The following is a 1,932-nucleotide window of genomic DNA, read 5'->3' as shown; positions in this document are numbered from 1 at the left end:
GGATGCAGGGGTGTTAGGGAAGACCACCGGGTCGTCGGCGACGACTCCGTGACGACGCGGGCGGCCGGGTGCGGAACGCACCCGGCCGCCTCCGTTCGCAGCGGCACCGTCGACGTCGTGCCCGTCAGGATCCGCTCCGCGGTCCTGTGCCGTGATCAAGGGACCTTGTCGACGATCCGCGTCAGCAGCTCGAGGAGGGTGTCTCGTTCGGCCGCGGACCAGGAGCGCAGCAGTTCGTCCTGAGCGGCGGCCACGGCGGCGCCGAGGCTTCGAAGGTGGCCGGTTCCCTCGGTGGTGATGGTGATGACGTTGCGGCGGCCGTCGCTGGGATCGGCGCCGCGCCGGACGTACCCCTGCTCGGCGAGAGTGTCGATCGCGGCCGCCACGTCGCTGCGATCAATGGCCGTGCATCGCCCCAGGTCAGCCTGACTTGACGGCCCGGACTCCTCCAGCGCGGCAAGCATGGCGAAGTGGTGCCGGCGTGAACCGAGGCCGGCCAGAGCCTGGTCTGTCACTCTGTTCGCCCTGATGGCCGCCTGATTGATCAACCAGCTGGGCAGCGTCCTCAGCCGGGCGGGAGTGGTGTGCTCAGCGATCTCCACAACCGCACACTAACAGATGATTGGTGCCGCCATCGTTGGCAGAACCATCAATCTCGGATAGGTTGACGGCGTAGTTGTTGGCGCGACCATCAATCAATCGAGATGGATCGGAGATCCGCATGACCGAGACCGCCATGCCCCGTCCCAGCCTTGGCCGCGCACTCGGCGAGGCCGCCCGGAAGGTCGGCAAGCTGCACCGCCGGGCCCTCGCCGACTTCGACACCGGCTTCCCCGAGTGGATGCTCCTCACCTTGCTGGCGGAGCGGACATCGCCGACGCCTGTCCAGATCGTCGTGGCCGAGATGAACCGCCGCATGGACCTTCCCGAGGCGGCCGTCATCAGCCTGCTGAAGAACACCGCCGCAGCAGGCCACATCACCTACCAGCCGAACGCGCCCATGCCCACCGCAGAACTCACAGAGGAAGGAGAAGCCCACTTCGCACGCCTCTACGCCCACGCCCGCAGGACCACCGACGCCGCCAGTGACGGCATCGACCCAGACCTCCTCGACGCCGCGGTCACGGTGCTCCTGGCAGTGGACGAGCGCGCGACCCTCCTGCTCGACTCCTGACAACGGAACGAGAGGTCACCCCTTGCCGCCCGGTGAGGGGTGACTCCTTCCTGCACACCACCGCTGAGCAGCGGCGGAGACACGCTCCGGTTCCGTGCATCCGACAAACGCCGCGTAGTTGAGCATGGGTGGAGCGGTGGACGGCCGGAGAGGCCAGGCGGGGTCCCGCAGGCGGGGTGGTGCGCCGTCGCGGGAGTGCGCGCCGATGAAAGTGTTAGCGTTAACAATTTCGGCCGGTCAGGTGCCCCTCTCCGTCGGTTGCAAGGGAGGTGGTGGTGCCGCGGAGCAAATCGGAGGCGGGGAGCCACCGTCAAGGGCCGGCGGGTGACGAGAGGGTCCGCGGGAGGCGCGGGGGCGCGCTCATCTGCCGGTATCGCGTTCACCGGCCCCTTCGCCGCCGGGGCGGTGATGAAACGTTCAGCCATCCGCCCGCTGCGATCGCCGGTGCGGGCGAGGGGGAGATTTCGCCGCGCCGAGCTGGCCGTCGCCGCAGGTGCGGGGCGCGTCCTCCATGTCCCGGGGGCCGAAAGTTTCTACGCCCGCCCTTGACATGTTTCGGTGCGGTTTCCACACTGTGTCCCCAGGCGGCCTTTCTCTGCCAGGTCGGTGGTGCGCGGCAGAGGCCGCCGTTCGCGACGCCGTCGTGGTGTGCGTTCCGGGTGACGGAGCGCGGCGTCGATCTCGGGAGATGTCCCCGCGTTCCCCCTTTTCGCGTTTCATCGTGTGGAGGCTCAGTCATGGGCGAAAGCGCCATACCC

The 1,932-nt window shown here is 68.5% G+C and carries 2 protein-coding genes; one reads left to right on the top strand and one right to left on the bottom strand.

Annotated elements, in window-relative coordinates; translation table 11 throughout:
- Positions 1-155 precede the first annotated feature (155 nt).
- Positions 156-602, bottom strand: a complete 447-nt coding sequence (locus MPTA5024_RS26065; protein WP_036328885.1) for a MarR family winged helix-turn-helix transcriptional regulator — start codon at positions 600-602, stop codon at positions 156-158.
- A 119-nt stretch (positions 603-721) separates the two neighbouring features.
- Between MPTA5024_RS26065 and MPTA5024_RS26060 the strand changes: the two genes are divergently transcribed.
- On the top strand, positions 722-1,174 hold the full coding sequence (locus MPTA5024_RS26060; RefSeq protein WP_036328883.1) for a MarR family winged helix-turn-helix transcriptional regulator: 453 nt from the start codon (positions 722-724) through the stop codon (positions 1,172-1,174).
- Positions 1,175-1,932 lie beyond the last annotated feature (758 nt).

Origin of the sequence: Microbispora sp. ATCC PTA-5024, assembly GCF_000511135.2 — a bacterium.
Classification (GTDB): Bacteria; Actinomycetota; Actinomycetes; order Streptosporangiales; family Streptosporangiaceae; genus Microbispora; species Microbispora corallina.
Note: the sequence above shows the minus strand (reverse complement) of the source record. Positions and strands in the feature narration are given on the sequence as shown.